We start from the raw sequence: 14,570 nt of genomic DNA on the forward strand, positions 1-14,570 counted from the left end.
ACAGCGAACGGGCGCGATTCCCCAAGTGCGTTCCGGAACGCGTTGCGGCCCCGAGGCCGTCGTCAATCAGCGCCCGATCGCGCCCGCTGCCGCAACCACTGCGCTGCGCCCTGCCCCGCAACGCGGCCCGTCGCGAAACAGGCCGTGAGCAGGTAGCCGCCGGTCGGCGCCTCCCAGTCGAGCATCTCACCGGCGCAGAACACGCCGGGCAGATCCCGCAACATGCCGTTGGCATCCAGCGCGTCCAGCCGCACGCCTCCGGCCGTGCTGATCGCCTCGTCCACCGGACGAGGACGGGCCAGTGTCAGGGGCAGCGCCTTCAGGGCAAGGGCCAGGCGCTCGGGATCGTCCATCTGCCCGGGCGAGAGCACCTCATGCAGCAAAGCCATCTTCAGGCCCGCAATGCCCAGGCGGCTCTTGAGGTGGGTGGACAGGCTGCGCGAGCCGCGGGGGCGACGCGTTTCCGCCAGCACCTGCGCCGGGCTGTGCTGGGGCAGCAGGTCGACGAGCCAGGTCGCGCGCCCATGCCTTGCGATCTCGTCGCGCAGTCGCGCGGAGAAGGCGTACACCAGGCTGCCTTCGATGCCGGTCTCCGTCACCACGAACTCGCCCTGCTGGCTGTCCTCGAGCGGTTGCGAATCGAGCCGGGCGGCCACTGTCTTGACGGGCCGGCCCGCATACCGCTGGCGCAGGTGGTCGCTCCATCCGGCCGCACCCACGCGCGTGGGTGCCACGTCGAACCCACAGTTGGCCGGTTGCAGCGGTTCGATGGGCGCGCCGCGGGCGTTCAGCAGCGGCACCCACGTGCCATCGGATCCCAGGCGCGGCCAGCTCGCACCGCCCAACGCCAGGACGACGGCCTGCGCTGCGTGCGCAATGCGCCCCGCGGGTGTGTCGAAGAGGAGCTCCCCCGTCGCGGGCTCCCAACCCTGCCAACGGTGTCTGGGATGCAGCCGCACGCCAGCCGCCCGCAGCCGGTGCAGCCATGCGCGCAGCAGCGGCGCGGCCTTCATGTCGGTCGGGAACACGCGCCCGGAAGTCCCCACGAAGGTCGCGATGCCCAGGTCGGCAGCCCAGCGCCGGACCTCGTCTCCTCCGAAGGTCGAGACCGCCTCGCGCAGCGCGCTGCTGCGGTCTCCGTAACGCCCCAGGAAAGTTTGCGGAGGTTCCGAGTGGGTGAGGTTCAGGCCGCCGCGTCCGGCGAGCAGGAATTTGCGACCCACGGACGGCATGGCGTCGAACAGGTCGACGGCCACACCGTGTTGGGCCAGCACCTCGGCCGCCATCAGGCCGGCGGGTCCGCCGCCGATGACGGGGGCGCGCAAGGAAGAAGAAGACACCCCGGGATTGTCTCGCCCCGAGGGGACGTCCGCGCCGAGGGCAGAATGCCACGTGCCCCCGACGACGATGAACTCCCCCGACGTGACGGTCCTCCACTGGCAGGAAGGCGGCGAGCAGCATCAGGCGCGGTGGCGTTCGGAATCGGGATGGCCGGCGCCCAGGCGCGTGCAACTGGCGGATGACCAGACGCCCGCCGACCTGGCCTACCGGCTGGCCTGCGAAGGAACGGCACTGCTCTGGCGCGGGGACTTCCAGAACGCGCGGCAGCTGCTGCAGGCACTCGGCCGCAGGCTCGACCGCGCGGGCCGAAAGCCCGCAGCCGCACCGGCGTCACCCGCCGACGTCTTCTATCGCTATCGGCAGGCGCAGGGACGCCGGGCGCGCGTGCTCGGCATGCTGGTCATCGAAGTCGGCGGGGACTACGGCATCGCGCTTCGGCGAGCACCCGACCTGCGTGCCGCCTGCGGCGAGGCCTGGGGGCCGCCGGACGGCCAGCCCTGCGTCGTGGCGCTGCGCGAACTGACCGGACTGGTGGGTGCGCACGAATGGCGCAAGAAAGGCGTGGAAGTGCCGGCGCTCGGACCACCCCCGCCAATCGCATCCATCCGCACTACGGCGTGTTCTCCCCCGTTCGCGGTGAGTACCTCGACTTGGTCGCGGCAGCGCCCCTGCCCGCCGGCGCCTCGATGGCCTGGGACATCGGGACCGGCACCGGCGTGATCGCGGCGGTGCTGGCGCGCCGCGGGATCGCGCGCATCGTGGCCACGGACCTGAACCCGCGTGCACTGGCCTGCGCTCGCGACAACATCCAGCGGCTGCATCTGCAGGATCGGATTGAAGTCGTCGAAGCCGACCTGTTTCCCGCCGGAACGGCGCCGCTCATCGTGTGCAACCCGCCGTGGCTGCCGGGCACGCCGGCCACGGCGCTGGAGCATGCCGTCTACGACCCGGCCAGCCGCATGCTGCGCGGGTTCCTGGGTGGACTGCGCGAGCGGCTCGCACCGGGCGGAGAAGGCTGGCTGGTGCTGTCGGACCTGGCCGAGCACCTGGGCCTGCGGCGTCGCGATGAATTGCTCGCGCTCGTCGACTCGGGCGGCCTCGTCGTTCGCGAGCGCCTCGATGTCCGTCCCCGCCATCCCAAGGCCAGCGACCCCAGCGACCCGCTGGCCGCGGCCCGCAGCCGCGAGACCACCTCGCTCTGGCGCCTCGGCGCAGTCCCCTAGAACCCGAGCGCCTTCTTCATCCGCGCGAGCAAGCCTGGCTTTTCCTCCGGGTTGGGGCCGGCACCCATGGCCTCCTTGCCACCCGGCTGCTGGGCCTCGCTGCGCGCGGCCTGCGCGGCGGCGCCGGCCATGCCTTCCGCGCCGCCCTTCACGCCCGCCGCTTCGCGCAGCACCGACCCGCAGTCCGCATCCTTGCCGCCGCCCTTTTCGAAGGTGGCCGCCAACGCCAGCAACGGCGTCACGGCGGCGAGCGCCACGGACGCACCACCCTTGGTGGCCAGCGCGGTCTTGTCGAGATGCACGTCCGGCTTCCTGAACGGACCATCGACGCGGATCGGCGAGCGCAGCGACAGCAGGCTCTTTTCCTTCGGGTACTGGCGCACGATGAGGTCCAGGTTCTCCGAGGCCAGGTTCACGGAGCCGTCCCCGTAAAGGGCCGTGTCCGAGGTATCGAACACCAGCGCACGCGACTGCATCAACCCGCGCCGCACGTCGAACGCGGCGGCGGCACACCGCACGTCGATCTCCTTGTCGCCCGTGAGCAGCAGCCCGAGCACTTCACCGACATGCAGGCTCGCAGCCTGGCTGGCGAGCTTGCTCATGTGGGCGCCTCCCATCACGGCGGCGACGGTGCCGTCGGAGGTGGCGAGCATGCGGGCCGTGGAGTTGCCGCGCATGTGCAGGTCGATGTCGGCCTGCACCGTCCCGAGGCTCAGGTACTTCTCGAAGCTGGAGCCGCTCACCAGCTTGGGGAGTGCCACGTTGCGCATCGACAGCTTCAGCGCCGACGCCGCAGGATCCTTGCTCGCATCGATGCGCACGCGTCCCGCGAGGCGACCGCCTGCGAAGCCCAGGTCCATCGGATCGATGTCGAGCAGTCCGTCGTGCAGCCGCACGTGCAGCTTCCCCTGGTCGACGGGAATCGTGTTGAGGTTGACGATGTGCACGGCCGTGTACTGCACGTCCGCGTTCATCTTGCGCAGGCGGTCCAGGTCGAGCGACTTGTCCGGCAGCACCTTGCCGGGTGCCGCAGCCGACGCCTGCTTGGCCGACGCCTTCGCGTCACGGTTCGGCGGCGGCTTCGGCGTGTCGGGGCGCGGCTTGTCGTCCAGGCCGATCAGCGGCCCGAGGTCGACGAAGTCGACGCGCTGCGATTCCACCTTGCCGCTCAGCAGCGGGACCGCCTGGCTGTTGTCGAAGGCGAGCTCGCCGGTGAGGTCGGACTTGCCGAGCAGCGCCTTGATGCCGCTGGCCTTCCACGTCGTGCCCTCGTCGCTGACGTGCGCCTGCAGCTTGTAGCTCGGCGTCTCGGGGAGCACGACGCCCGTGACGTGGTACAGGTCGGCAAGGCTGCGACCCTGCACGTCGACGTCGGCCGTGATGCCACCCAGCGGCACCAGCTGCGCGACGGTACCGACCACGTGCATGCGCGTGTTCGCGGCCTCGATGCGCACCTCGGCGGGAAACGGCTTCTGCAACCCCTGCACGATCTGCAGCACATCGCCCGCGTGCCCGGTGGCGTGGAACGGCTGGTCGCGGAAGCGGCCATCGGCCTGCACCGCCAGCGCCTTGCTCGCGTTACCCGGGTCGGGCTGCATCGACAACTGCGCCTGCACGTCGATGCGCTGTGCGGGCGCGAGGTAGTGCAGGCGGCCGTCGTCCACCGCCAGCCTGCCGATCGCCGGCAGCTGGCTCTTGGCCGATGGCTTGGACCCGGGCTTCGTCAGGTCCCAGGTCTTGCGGCCATCGGGCAGCTCCTGCAGTCCCGATTCCGCGTGTTGCAGCGACAGCGAAGGCAAGACGAGTTGCCCGTGCAGCAGCGGCCACAGCCGCACCTGCAGGTCGACGACATCGGAGCGCAGCAGCCAGGGATCACTGGCCCACGAGGGATTGGCGAACTCCACGCCTTCCGCACGCACGCGCGTCGTGCGGCCGAGGGAGACCGACAGGTTGCGCGTGATCGCGAAGTGCCTGCCGGTCTTGTCGCTGACATAGCGGCCGATCGGCCCGCGCGCCGCGTTCCAGGGGAAGAAGACGACCAGCAGCACGAGGGCCGCGAGCACCGCCACGACGACGATCGCGGCGCGGCGCCAGCCCGAGCCGCGCGTGGCCGCTGCAGAGGGTTCATGCGTCACCATGAGGCAACGATGGACCCTGAGCAGCTCTGTCCTTGTGGGAATCCCGAGCGATGTCGGGCCGGAGAAGACCTGCCCCGCTTGCAGCACCGGCGCGCCGGAGACCCGGCGCGGCCGGGCGCGTCGGCTACTTGTTGGTTTCGGCCTTGTTCTCGATCTTGTCGCCGGCCTTGCTCACGTCCTTCCCGAAGCCCTGCATCGTGTTGCAGGCGCTGAGGGCCAGGAGAAAGGACAGGGCGACAACGGTGGTGATCGTCTTCATGGGATGACCTCGGAGGAGAAGGGAAACTGGAGACGCGGCACAGCCGCGCAGCGAACTGCAAGCGTCCCGTCACGCTGCGCGGAGGCAGGCAGGAGGACGTCGACTGTCCGTGTCAGCCCACGTCCTCCGGCTGCTGATCCACGGGCCCCGCTTCAGTGCGGTGCCGGGCCGCGAGGCGGTGGCAACAGCGTCCCGGTCGCGAAGCGCGACAGCACGTTGCGCGTGACCTGCTGCACCGTCGGATCGACGAGTCCCTGGCCACCGTAGTTGTCGAGGCCCCAGGACCATTGCATGGTTCCGGTGGCGAAGACGACCGCCCCCGAAGGGGCCGTGTAGGTCGCCATGTTGGCGAGGCCCTGGCCGTCTGGCGAGCTCGACAGGATCTCCAGTCCCTTGGGCGAATAGCCGTTGTCGTTCACCGCATCGGTCTCGTAGCCCAGGAGCCCGCGGAAGTGGGTGCCGTTCACCACGCCGGTGTTCGCGAAGGCCCAGTGCGAAGGGTTGGACACCACGACGTCGCTGTTCACCTTGTCCGTGTGGTACATGACCCCGACGAGCGAGTTCTCCGGCTGCGCGACCGGGTCGTTGACGTTGTAGAACGTCGCGATGTCCTTCCAGCGGATGGTGATGTACTTGTCGTTGGTGGGATCGCCGTCCAGTGCATACGGGTCCTCACCCGCCGCGTTGTCCTTGTAGCCGACGATGGTGCGGTTGGCGTCGCCCGACCGGCTCGGCTCCATCCGGATCTGCCAGTAGGTCTGGTCGCCCGAGAAGAATCCGAGGTTGACGCCACGTGCACGCGCGGCCTGCACGCCGGCGCGCATCTCGTAGGTCCAGTACTCGTCGTGGCCCACGGCTAGGAACGCACGGTGGTTCAGCAGCCTCGTCGCGTCGGCATGCACGTCGACGTTCGTGATGTAGCTGACGTCATAACCCTCGCGCTCCAGGAAGCGCAGGAAGCTGACCTCGTAGCTGAAGAACTGGCCCGCGCCGGTGTCCGAGTACCCCTGGCGCTTGTACGGGCGGTTGAAGGACACCTTGCGCGCCGGGATGCCGCCGTCGCTGTTGAAGTTGTAGAGCGACTTGCCGCCCCAGTTGTTGTACGCCTGCGAGGTGGTGACGGCGCTCTGGAACACGTACGTGGAGGGCGACGAGTCGTCGCGCACCACGAACATGATGTAGCTCTCGGTGCCTGCGCTCGGCGTGAGCTTGGCCAGGTACACGCCACTGGCCCAGTCGGTCCTGTCGCTGCTGGCCGGAATGGTGAGCCGGTAGGACTCGGCCCAGTCGGCCTCGATCAGGCCCGTCTGCGGATCGGGCGTGGGCATGGGCTGCTTGGTGCCGCTGAGCGTCACCGACTTCATCTTGCGCGCGCCAGCGCCGCCGTACCAGCCCAGCCGGTAGATCGTCATCTTGTATGTCGGCGCCTCGCTGCTCACGAAGAAGCGGATGGTCTCGCCGCGGTTGACGCTGGTCGCCGACGCGTAGCCCTCGACGGTGGGCGTGTCCGACAGGGCGGTCAATCCCCAGTCCGCATCGCCGGGCTTGGCGTTCTCCAGCTGGATGACGTTCTGTTCCGCAGGCGAAGGGGCCGGTGTCGGAGCAGGCGTGGGAGCAGGTGTCGGCGCCGGCGTTGGCGCGGGTGCCGGTGCGGGTGTCGGCGCAGGCGTGGGTGCCGGTTTCGGCGCAGGCGTTGGGGCTGGCGCAGGCGTGGGTGCGGGTGTCGGGGCAGGCGTCGGCGCGGGTGTTGGCGCCGGCGTGGGAGCAGGCACGGCACTGGCGACCGGCGCGGTCACGGCCGGCGACGGCGCGGTCGATGGCACGCCGGCAGGCGGGGCGTCGCCGCCGCCACCACCACCGCCGCAAGCGGCGAGAAAGAGTGCGCTGATCGCGACCAGCGCGTCCAGGCCTTTGCCGGCCCGATTGCATGCCTGTTGTTCCACGGCTTCTTGACTCCCTGGGGCTCTACGGCCCAGCCACGAGTCTCACCGTCCAAGGTCTTCCATTCGCCCGGCTGAGCCTACGGACTCAGTAGGAAAAGTCGCCCTTCGCGCGTCAGCCGCCGTTGATGCCCTGGCCCAGCAGGTGCGGTGGAGAGCGTCTCAGATGAACCGGAACCCGTCCTCCGTCCAGCGCTCGGTTCCGACGCCGTGGTGCACGAAGAAGAGGCCGCCCGGGTCGTACTTCGCCTTCACCTCGAGCAGGCGCGGATAGTTGGCTCCCCAGAAAGCGCCCTGCCAGTTGTCCTCGAAGTAGTCGCTCTCGGACACATACGAGCCCGCCTTGCCCACCACGCGGCGCAGCTCGTCCCGCGCCCGGCCGATCGCCGCCCTGCGCTCGCGGGCTTGGTCCACGTGAGGCTCATGTCCGACGACACCGGGATAAGCCGGCTGCTCCTCCGCGCCGCTGATCGCCAGGGCGAAGGCCTCCATGGCCGCCGGGTTCATCGCCGTCTCACGGGCCGCTGCGATCGCTTCGGGCGGTGCTCCGGCCAGTCCCTTGTTGACGTGCAACGAGACCCCCCATTGCCGGCTGGCGGCGACCAGCGCATCGCACAGTGCGCCGCGGCGGTCGCGTTGCAGCAGGGTGGCCGGCAGCCAGGTGGACTGGTAGCCATGCAGGACCTGGCCCGCCTGCCCCTGGTCGCCCGGCCAGAACACGTTGCCTTCCGGCGCTCCCGGTCGGTCGTCGCGCCGGATGAAACCCAGTGTCCGCTTCAGCAAGGTCGGAGACCAGAAGGTGCGCGCCGACGTGGACACGACCTTGAGCGGCGAGAAGTCGACGCTGAAATCCTGCGGAGCAGCTTCCAGCGCATCGAAAAAGGGCTGCCACACGATCGCCGCTTCCCCGCGGTCCAGCCCCTGGAAGACCATCGACACCGCGAGCGAATTGTCCGGCCGCAGGCGGATCTGCTCGCCCCAGTGCGGATTCATGAGCCGCTCTGCATAGTGATCGATTGCCATGCGAACCAGCCGGCGGAATGCGTCGGCCGATCGCGCCCGCACAGTGAAGTTCACTGCCCCAAAGGTGTCCGGAAGCTCATGCACCCGCAGCGTCAGGCGGGTGACCACGCCGAAGCTGCCGCCTCCCCCGCCCTTGAGCGCCCAGAACAGGTCGGGGTGGGTGCATGCATTCGCGATCCGTGGCGTTCCGTCGGCCGTCACCACTTCGGCTTCCAGAAGGCTGCCCGCGGCCAGGCCGAAGCGCTTCGAGAAGCTGCCGAACCCGCCGCCAAGCACCAGGCCCGCGACGCCGACCGTCATGCAACCGCCGCCCTGCACGTAGCCGCCCCCGCGGGTGGTCACGGCATCGTAGACATGCGACCAAAGCGCACCGGCGCCGACGCTGACCGCCCGCACCGGCGCCGAGGCGCAATGGGCAGGCACGAAGGCATCGTGCATCTGCACCGCGTCCATGCGACGCGTCCAGACCAGCAGCGAATCCTGTGCGTTGGACGTCCCCTGGTAGCTGTGCCCGCCGCCCTTGACCACCAGCCGGAGCCGGTGCTCGCGAGCGAAGTTCACCCCCGCCACCACGTCGGAGGTCGACCGCGCCTCGATGGCGTACGCGCTCGGGGACGAGGTCCACGCATCCACCCAGCCGAGCGTCTGCGTCAGCGCGACCTCGTCACCGAGGAAGTACGGGTTCTTCGCGCGCCGGAACAGGTCGGTGCAGGCTGCGGCGCCCGCGCGGCAGGCGGGCCACGGCGAGTGCACCTGCTGCAGGGCGCCGCGAAGCCGGTTTCCCAGCTCTTGCCACTGCTCTGGCGCAGGCCATTGCGGGTCGCCGGGCCGCACCCGATCGACCATCGTTGCAGCGCGCGCCGTCGACAAACGCGGCAGCACGGGAATGCTGGCGGCGGCCTGGATCAGGCGGCGCCGCCCCGTGTCGATCAGGCTGGGCATTGGGGCACTGTCCGGATGAGAAAGGGCCCAGATTGTGCCCGCGGCGATCATGATGCCGAGCGTTGCAGCCCTGCTCCTACAGCAATGCACCGGCTGCGCCGATATCGGCGTCGCCGGTGCGGGCTAGCCTGCGTTCATCCCGCTCAACACGCCTGCCATGCCAGACCTGAACAACGCCGATCCCACCCCGCCGCCCGATGTCCGAGCCACGCTGGAGAAGAACGAGCAGGAGCAGCGCTCCCTCGATTCGCCGCAGCGCACCAACGATTCGACGATCGATCCCGAGAAGCCCGAGGAAGACATCCTGAAGGGCTACCACGGCGGTTAGCGGACTGCTGCCGCTCGCCGCTCACGCTCTCGGGGCGGACGAGCACCGCTCCGCGTGCGGACTTGCTAGCTGCAGCTGAGCTGCAGGGATTCGATCCTGCCGGTCGGGCCGAGCTTGCTGACCAGTCCGCCCTCGCGCGCGTTGGGGCCGAACGTCACCGCGCGGTCCCTGAACATCCGGTGCTCGTAGACCGTGAGGCTGGCCTTCGGTCCGAGCACGAGGCTGTCGATCTCGCGGCGAAGCTGGCGGCCCGTGCTCTTGTCCAGCGACTGCAGTTGCATGGGGCCGACGATGGTCACCATGTTCCCCTTGAACTCGCGCTCGTCATAGAGCTGGGCCCAGCACCCCGCCGCGAGCGCGGGGGTCTGGATCTCGACGGGCACCAGCACGACGGTGGGCTCCGGCTGGTTGTCGACCTGGGTGTCCGGGCTGGTGACGTCGACCCGCTGCGCGGTCGAGCACGCGGCAAGGGCCGCGACCATCCCGGAAGCAGCGAGAAGTTTGAGGATCGGATTTGTCATGCGGGTGAGCATCCCGGAGCGCGAATCTGCATCGATGTCGGGACCAGCGCGAAAGTTTGTAGGCCTGGACTGCGGCGGGCTGAGGGCGCGCTGACTTCCAGGCCACCAGGAGTCGCATCCCGTGCCGCGCCCCGATGCCGGGACACCACCCATTGCCCGCAGACCGGGTGCGCCTTAGCCTCGCAGGCCACGACCTTTCACGACCGGGAGAACGCCAGTGGTGAGCAAGAACACGATCTGTCTCTGGTACGACGGCACCGCGCTCGAGGCCGCGCAGTTCTACGCGAAGACCTTTCCGGACAGCGCCGTGGGCGCGGTCCATCGCGCACCCGGTGACTATCCAGCGGGCCAGGAGGGCAGCGTGCTGACCGTCGAATTCACGGTGGCGGGCATTCCCTGCCTGGGCCTGAACGGTGGCCCCGCGTTCCGGCACAACGAGGCCTTCTCGTTCCAGATCGCGACCGACGACCAGGCCGAGACCGATCGCCTGTGGAACGCGATCGTCGACAACGGCGGCCAGGAGAGCGCCTGCGGCTGGTGCAAGGACAAGTGGGGCCTGTCGTGGCAGATCACGCCGCGCGCACTCACGGCGGCGTTCACGGATCCGGATCGCGCGGCAGCCAAGCGCGCGTTCGAGGCGATGATGACGATGCGCAAGATCGACATCGCCACCATCGAAGCAGCGCGGCGCGGTTGACCCGATGGAACGCAGGAAGCTCAGGGTCGGACAGCCGATCACCCCCGAGGAATTCGACGAACTGGATGACGAGCAGCTCGCGCGCCTGGTGCCCAAGGCCTACCGCGAGTTCTTCCCCGGCAAGGACTTCTGCGCCGACGGGCACTTCTACCTGCACGACGGCACGGCTTGGAGCTTCTACCGAGGCGGCTTCCTCGACGAGTAGCGACACTGCGGGGATGAACAAGCCCCTCACCCGCGCGGAGGTCGCGCCCGACCAGACCTGGAACCTCGACGACCTGTTCGCCACCCGCCAGGCGTGGCTGGCCGAGATGGCCGCCATCGAGCAGGCGCTGGAGACGGTCACTGCACACCAGGGCCATCTGGCCGAAGGCGCGGTGCGCCTGCTGGCTTGCCTCGACGCACGCGATGCGCTGATGGCGCGCCTGCAACGGGCCTACACCTTCGCCAGCCTGCGCAATGCGGAAGACGGTGGCGATCCCGCGCGCCAGTCGGACCAGGCGAATGCCGCGGGCTTGTACGCGCGCGTGGAAGCGGCGACGAAGTTCGTCGACACGGAGATCCTGGCGCTGCCCGACGGCACCGTGCAGCGCTGGCTGGCCGAGCAGCCCTTGCTGGCCGTGCACCGCACCGACCTCGACGACCTGGCCAGCCTGAAGCCGCACATGCTGTCCGCCGAGACCGAGCGCGTGCTGGCCAGCCTGGGCGAGGTGCTGGAGTCGCCGTTCATGGTCTACCAGCGCAGCAAGACCAGCGACATGCAGTTCGCACCGTTCACCGCGGGCGGGCGCGAGCAGCCGAACTCGTTCAACCTGTACGAGTGGACGTACGAAGGCTCGGCCGATGCGGGCGTGCGCCGCGCCGCCTGGGTCTCGTTCTGCAAGGGCCTCGCGCCGTACCGGAACACCTATGCGGCGACCTTCGCCACCGAGGTCACCAAGAACATCGCGCTCGCGAAGGCCCGCGGCTATCCGGGCGCGGAGCAGTTCCTGCTGCACCAGCACAAGGTGTCGTTTGACCTGTACACCAACATCCTCGACACCATTCAGGCGGAACTGGCGCCGCACATGCAGCGTTATGCGCGGCTGCGCCAGCGCGTGCTGGGCCTGGACCGGCTGCTGTACTGCGACATCAAGGCACCGCTCGATCCGGACTACGTGCCCGCGATCACGTTCGACGAAGCCGGCGACCTGATCCTGAAGGCGGTGGCGCCCATGGGACCCGAGTACGTGGAGCTGGTGCGCACCGCGTTCCAGCGGCGCTGGATCGACCGCGCCAGCAACACCGGCAAGGCATCGGGCGCGTTCTGCGCCTCGCCCTACGGCGCGCACCCGTTCATCCTCATGACGTGGACCGACTCGATGCGCGACGCGTTCATCCTCGCGCACGAGCTGGGCCATGCAGGCCACTTCCTCACCGCGCAGCGGCACCAGCGCTACGTCAACACGCGGCCGGCGATGCCGTTCGTGGAGGCGCCGTCGATCATGAACGAGGTGCTGCTCGCGCGGCAGATCCTGCAGGGCGAGGCCGACCCGCGCATGCGCCGCTGGGTGCTGATGCAGGTGCTGGGCACCTACCACCACAACTTCGTCACGCACCTGCTGGAAGCCGAGCTGCAGCGCCAGGTCTATCGGCTCGCCGAAGGCGGCCAGCCGGTCACGGCCGCGCTGCTGGACGAGCGCAAGGCGGCCATCCTGAAGGCCTTCTGGGGCGACACCGTCGTGATCGACGAAGGCGCGGCGATGACCTGGATGCGCCAGCCGCACTACTACCTGGGGCTGTACCCGTACACGTACTCCGTGGGTCTCGTCGCCGCGACCGCGCTGGCGGAGAAGGCGCGCAACGAAGGCGATGGCGTGTTCGCCGGCTGGCTGGACGTGCTGCGTGCCGGCGGCACGCTCCCGCCGCTGCTGCTGATGCAGCAGGTGGGCATCGACCTGTCGTCACCGCAGCCGATCCGCGATGCGGTGGGCTACGTGGGCCGCATGATCGAGGACCTGGAGGCGAGCTTCTAGCCGCTAGCCGCGCAGGCGCTGGATCGCCAGCCGCATGGCAGGCACCAGCAGGTTCCAGCGCAGGAACCTGAAACGGCGCGAGTGCCTCGCCCGGAAGCCGCTGGAAGCCATGTACTCCCGGTGGTCGTGGAACGGCCCCATGTCCTCCAGCAGCATCGGGTCCTCGCCCGGCGGCAGGGGCGACAGCGACGTGTCCTCGAGACCGCTCCACAGCGGCTGGCTGTCGACGTAGACGCCGAAGCCGTAGCGCTGGCCGGACTTGCGCAGCGCCTCGCGCGCTGCGGCCATGTAGCCGGCGTCGAAGATGTAGGTGTCGGTGCGGATCCAGCGGTCGTCCAGCCACACCTCCACGAACGGCCAGGAGATCGCGTCGAGGCGGTCCACCAGGCCGCGCATGATGCGACCGTCCATGCGCACCATGCGCAGGCGTGCAGGCACGCCGACGCTGCGCAGCAGCGCGACCATCAGCGTGGCCTTGTCGGGGCCGTCGCCCCAGCCCGAGTCCAGCACTTCACGCGCGCGCCGGTGGTTCATCTTGAACTGGCGGCGGTACGGCATTCGCTTGACGAATCCGTAGATCGCCAGTGCCTTGGCGCGGTCGGTGGCGGCCAGTTGCGTGAGGGACGTGGCGCGAATGGCCAGGCGCGGATCTTCCAGATCGAGGAGCGCGGTGGAGACCAGCCACCGGCCGGGCGCATCCATCTCCGGGCCGGCGCGCGGCTTCGCCCCACCACCGGAGACCTGCATCATTGCCCGCCTTCGTCCAAGTCAGTACCTCGATCGACCGGCATCGTAATCGCGCGGGAGCGCGACGTGGCTGCGGGTTGTCCTCCAGACCCGGCGACATTGACAGCGGCACCTGGAGGCGGTTTCCACCATCCCTGAAACTCCCTACTTGCTGGGTCCTCGGGCCGGTGCCTTATCCTGACGGCATGTTCTCCAGTCCTGCCAGGTCCAGCGCGATCGCCACCACGGGTGCCGTCGCGTCGAGAGGTGCGCCATGCTTCTGATCTCCACCCTGCTCGCCCTGCTGTCCGCCACCGTCGGCGGCCTCGTGTGGATCAGGGCGCGGCGCGACAGGGACGACGTGCTGCCGGATGCCGGCGTCTCCACCCTCGTGTTCCCGCCCGAATCGAAGTTCCAGCCGTCCGAGTTGCCGCGCAGCGGCAGCTAGGCCCGCCTGGGGCCGACCATCGCAGCGAGGACACCCAGCAACTCCTCGTCGATGGGCATCGCGCCCTGCATCAGGAACTCGTACTCGACGTCCGTCAGCTGCGGCGCGGCGGCGCTCAGGTGGATTCCATGGAGCCAGTCCGCCGCCTGCTCGGGCGTGATCGGCACCTCCATCTCGCGCAGCACTTCCCACTCGCGCCTGCCTTCCAGCCTGAACAACATCGTCTCGACCACTTCCATCACAGCCATCCGCATCCACATGCCATGGGGTCGTCGAGCGCCCCTCTCGCGCCCTCCGTCCCAAGCCCATCACCAGGCGATGAAGCGTAGGCGCCGGGACGCGTGGCTGGTTGAGGCGTTGCTTGCGCCGCGTCAAGCTGTTGTTTCAGCCCGGGTAAGCGGCGTGCTTACCCGGCTCGCGGCGCTAGAACCGCGCCGAGTAGGAAAAGGCCCAGCCGGCCGGCGCCGCCCCGAAGGCGGCCTGCTGTCCGCGGCCGAGTTCGCGCGTGAACAGCGCTGACGATCCCAGGCCCACGGCCGCGCCGACCACGACCTGGCGCGTGTAGTGATGCCGGGTATGCACGCGGCTGTAGGCCGTGGCGGTGGCGAGCACATAGGCCGGCACGGCGACCCCGAGCCCGTACCGCTGGTGCAGGAAGCCGGCCGCCGCGAAGGCGCTGGCGGCATGCCCCGACGCGAACCCGTGGCCGCTGCCGGTGGGCCGCGGGTCATGGACCGCACGCTTGAGCGCCTCGGCCGCGACTTCAGCGGTCGCCCAGCTTTCGCCGAGCTGGATGAGGCCCTCCTGGTCATGCTCGTGCACGGCCCATCCGGCCGCCGCGAGCGGGAGCGCCCATTCCATGGCGTCCCCGAAATGGTCCGGACGCGCCGCCTTCTGGGCGGACGCCGACGAGGCTGTGAACAACGCGGCGATGAGGCAGGTGATCCGAAGCAGGCGCATGGGAGAAAC

14 protein-coding genes and 1 pseudogene are annotated in these 14,570 nt (G+C 69.4%); 6 read left to right on the forward strand and 9 right to left on the reverse strand.

Going from position 1 to position 14,570, the window contains the following annotated elements; genetic code table 11:
• Window positions 1-62: 62 nt before the first annotated feature.
• Complete coding sequence (locus ACPWT1_RS22535; protein WP_427913360.1) at window positions 63-1,340, reverse strand: NAD(P)/FAD-dependent oxidoreductase; 1,278 nt, start codon at window positions 1,338-1,340, stop codon at window positions 63-65.
• 67 nt (window positions 1,341-1,407) lie between these two features.
• Between ACPWT1_RS22535 and ACPWT1_RS22540 the strand changes: the two are divergent.
• A pseudogene (locus ACPWT1_RS22540) lies at window positions 1,408-2,564 on the forward strand (methyltransferase).
• On the opposite strand, the gene ACPWT1_RS22545 reads toward ACPWT1_RS22540, so the two are convergent.
• The 4 genes from ACPWT1_RS22545 to ACPWT1_RS22560 all read right to left on the reverse strand — a co-directional run bounded on the left by ACPWT1_RS22545 (window position 2,561) and on the right by ACPWT1_RS22560 (window position 8,917).
• Complete coding sequence (locus ACPWT1_RS22545) at window positions 2,561-4,702, reverse strand: AsmA family protein (RefSeq protein ID WP_427913361.1); 2,142 nt, start codon at window positions 4,700-4,702, stop codon at window positions 2,561-2,563. The pseudogene ACPWT1_RS22540 and the gene ACPWT1_RS22545 sit on opposite strands and share 4 nt — an antisense overlap.
• Before the next feature lie 124 nt (window positions 4,703-4,826).
• Window positions 4,827-4,961, reverse strand: a complete 135-nt coding sequence (locus ACPWT1_RS22550) for an entericidin A/B family lipoprotein (protein ID WP_427913362.1) — start codon at window positions 4,959-4,961, stop codon at window positions 4,827-4,829.
• A gap of 152 nt (window positions 4,962-5,113) precedes the next feature.
• Window positions 5,114-6,904, reverse strand: coding sequence for a N,N-dimethylformamidase beta subunit family domain-containing protein (locus tag ACPWT1_RS22555; RefSeq protein WP_427913363.1), 1,791 nt, complete (start codon window positions 6,902-6,904; stop codon window positions 5,114-5,116).
• Between the two features lie 159 nt (window positions 6,905-7,063).
• Complete coding sequence (locus ACPWT1_RS22560; RefSeq protein ID WP_427913364.1) at window positions 7,064-8,917, reverse strand: FAD-binding oxidoreductase; 1,854 nt, start codon at window positions 8,915-8,917, stop codon at window positions 7,064-7,066.
• A 106-nt stretch (window positions 8,918-9,023) separates the two neighbouring features.
• Here ACPWT1_RS22560 and ACPWT1_RS22565 point away from each other — a divergent pair, with 106 nt between their 5' ends.
• Window positions 9,024-9,194 carry a hypothetical protein gene (locus ACPWT1_RS22565; protein ID WP_427913365.1) on the forward strand — a complete coding sequence of 57 codons (171 nt, stop codon included), beginning with the start codon at window positions 9,024-9,026 and terminating at the stop codon, window positions 9,192-9,194.
• A gap of 65 nt (window positions 9,195-9,259) precedes the next feature.
• On the opposite strand, the gene ACPWT1_RS22570 is transcribed toward ACPWT1_RS22565, so the two are convergent.
• Complete coding sequence (locus ACPWT1_RS22570) at window positions 9,260-9,715, reverse strand: hypothetical protein (protein ID WP_427913366.1); 456 nt, start codon at window positions 9,713-9,715, stop codon at window positions 9,260-9,262.
• Between the two features lie 217 nt (window positions 9,716-9,932).
• Here ACPWT1_RS22570 and ACPWT1_RS22575 point away from each other — a divergent pair, with 217 nt between their 5' ends.
• The 3 genes from ACPWT1_RS22575 to pepF are packed head-to-tail and all read left to right on the forward strand — an operon-like array spanning window position 9,933 to window position 12,427.
• The gene (locus ACPWT1_RS22575) at window positions 9,933-10,412 is read left to right on the forward strand and encodes a VOC family protein (protein ID WP_427913367.1); all 480 of its coding nucleotides are present in this window, start codon (window positions 9,933-9,935) and stop codon (window positions 10,410-10,412) included.
• 4 nt (window positions 10,413-10,416) lie between these two features.
• On the forward strand, window positions 10,417-10,617 hold the full coding sequence (locus ACPWT1_RS22580; protein ID WP_427913368.1) for a hypothetical protein: 201 nt from the start codon (window positions 10,417-10,419) through the stop codon (window positions 10,615-10,617).
• 13 nt (window positions 10,618-10,630) lie between these two features.
• Entirely contained in the window at window positions 10,631-12,427 is a 1,797-nt protein-coding gene (gene pepF / locus ACPWT1_RS22585) for an oligoendopeptidase F (RefSeq protein WP_427913369.1), read from the forward strand.
• 3 nt (window positions 12,428-12,430) lie between these two features.
• Here the strand turns inward: pepF and ACPWT1_RS22590 are convergent, their stop codons facing one another.
• Window positions 12,431-13,177: a transglutaminase-like domain-containing protein gene (locus tag ACPWT1_RS22590; protein WP_427913370.1), complete on the reverse strand. Its 747-nt coding sequence runs from the start codon at window positions 13,175-13,177 to the stop codon at window positions 12,431-12,433.
• 250 nt (window positions 13,178-13,427) lie between these two features.
• Between ACPWT1_RS22590 and ACPWT1_RS22595 the strand changes: the two genes are divergently transcribed.
• Window positions 13,428-13,601, forward strand: a complete 174-nt coding sequence (locus tag ACPWT1_RS22595; RefSeq protein ID WP_427913371.1) for a hypothetical protein — start codon at window positions 13,428-13,430, stop codon at window positions 13,599-13,601.
• Here ACPWT1_RS22595 and ACPWT1_RS22600 read toward each other — a convergent pair.
• On the reverse strand, window positions 13,598-13,840 hold the full coding sequence (locus ACPWT1_RS22600) for a hypothetical protein (RefSeq protein ID WP_427913372.1): 243 nt from the start codon (window positions 13,838-13,840) through the stop codon (window positions 13,598-13,600). The two genes, ACPWT1_RS22595 and ACPWT1_RS22600, sit on opposite strands and share 4 nt — an antisense overlap.
• Window positions 13,841-14,024: 184 nt before the next feature.
• Window positions 14,025-14,561 (reverse strand): phosphatase PAP2 family protein, encoded by a 537-nt coding sequence (locus ACPWT1_RS22605; RefSeq protein ID WP_427913373.1) that lies wholly within the window; start codon window positions 14,559-14,561, stop codon window positions 14,025-14,027.
• Window positions 14,562-14,570: the final 9 nt, after the last annotated feature.

It is taken from the genome of Ramlibacter sp. MMS24-I3-19, from assembly GCF_050320135.1.
Classification (GTDB): domain Bacteria; phylum Pseudomonadota; class Gammaproteobacteria; order Burkholderiales; family Burkholderiaceae_C; genus Ramlibacter.

Bases quoted from the DNA above. Each gene is read 5' to 3' on its own strand.
- ACPWT1_RS22565 (WP_427913365.1), top strand. From the start codon at position 9,024: ATGCCAGACCTGAACAACGCCGATCCCACCCCGCCGCCCGATGTCCGA.
- ACPWT1_RS22550 (WP_427913362.1), bottom strand. From the start codon at position 4,961: ATGAAGACGATCACCACCGTTGTCGCCCTGTCCTTTCTCCTGGCCCTC.
- ACPWT1_RS22590 (WP_427913370.1), bottom strand. From the start codon at position 13,177: ATGATGCAGGTCTCCGGTGGTGGGGCGAAGCCGCGCGCCGGCCCGGAG.
- ACPWT1_RS22605 (WP_427913373.1), bottom strand. From the start codon at position 14,561: ATGCGCCTGCTTCGGATCACCTGCCTCATCGCCGCGTTGTTCACAGCC.
- ACPWT1_RS22560 (WP_427913364.1), bottom strand. From the start codon at position 8,917: ATGATCGCCGCGGGCACAATCTGGGCCCTTTCTCATCCGGACAGTGCC.
- pepF (WP_427913369.1), top strand. From the start codon at position 10,631: ATGAACAAGCCCCTCACCCGCGCGGAGGTCGCGCCCGACCAGACCTGG.
- ACPWT1_RS22580 (WP_427913368.1), top strand. From the start codon at position 10,417: ATGGAACGCAGGAAGCTCAGGGTCGGACAGCCGATCACCCCCGAGGAA.
- ACPWT1_RS22600 (WP_427913372.1), bottom strand. From the start codon at position 13,840: ATGGAAGTGGTCGAGACGATGTTGTTCAGGCTGGAAGGCAGGCGCGAG.
- ACPWT1_RS22545 (WP_427913361.1), bottom strand. From the start codon at position 4,702: ATGGTGACGCATGAACCCTCTGCAGCGGCCACGCGCGGCTCGGGCTGG.
- ACPWT1_RS22570 (WP_427913366.1), bottom strand. From the start codon at position 9,715: ATGACAAATCCGATCCTCAAACTTCTCGCTGCTTCCGGGATGGTCGCG.
- ACPWT1_RS22595 (WP_427913371.1), top strand. From the start codon at position 13,428: ATGCTTCTGATCTCCACCCTGCTCGCCCTGCTGTCCGCCACCGTCGGC.